A 363-nucleotide genomic window follows, 5' to 3' on the forward strand; every position below is an offset into this window, starting at 1 on the left:
CAGATTTACCCTTAACCCGAACCGTTTCCGCCTGTTGCGGTAAGGCAGCGACAAGATTTTGAATATCTTCAGCTTCCTGTTGATGTGCTCGATGACGGTTCTGAGTTTGCCTAACCGCCTGTTCGCCTCTTTATCCTGTTTGTTCAGCGGATGATGTTTGGATTTCTTTTTCGGGGTCTGTAATCCGGTTTTAGCCAATCCTTGATAACCCTTATCCGCAATGACTATTTTGTAGGGATAAAGCTCTGCAAGGTGCCTCTTGGCTAAACGCATGTCATGCTGAGCTCCCATCCCCGTCCGGATACTGATGATTTTTTCAGTTTCTCTGCCGTATATGACCTGGATTTTAACCGTGTGTCGCTT

General features: G+C 46.6%; 1 protein-coding gene. It reads right to left on the reverse strand.

The window, feature by feature from the left end; genetic code table 11:
* A partial coding sequence (locus ACTHSL_RS13200; RefSeq protein WP_440381701.1) for a transposase family protein occupies positions 1-363 on the reverse strand: 363 nt, incomplete at both ends.

The sequence above is a fragment of the Neisseria sp. P0008.S010 genome (assembly GCF_051962715.1).
Taxonomy (GTDB): Bacteria; Pseudomonadota; Gammaproteobacteria; order Burkholderiales; family Neisseriaceae; genus Neisseria; species Neisseria elongata.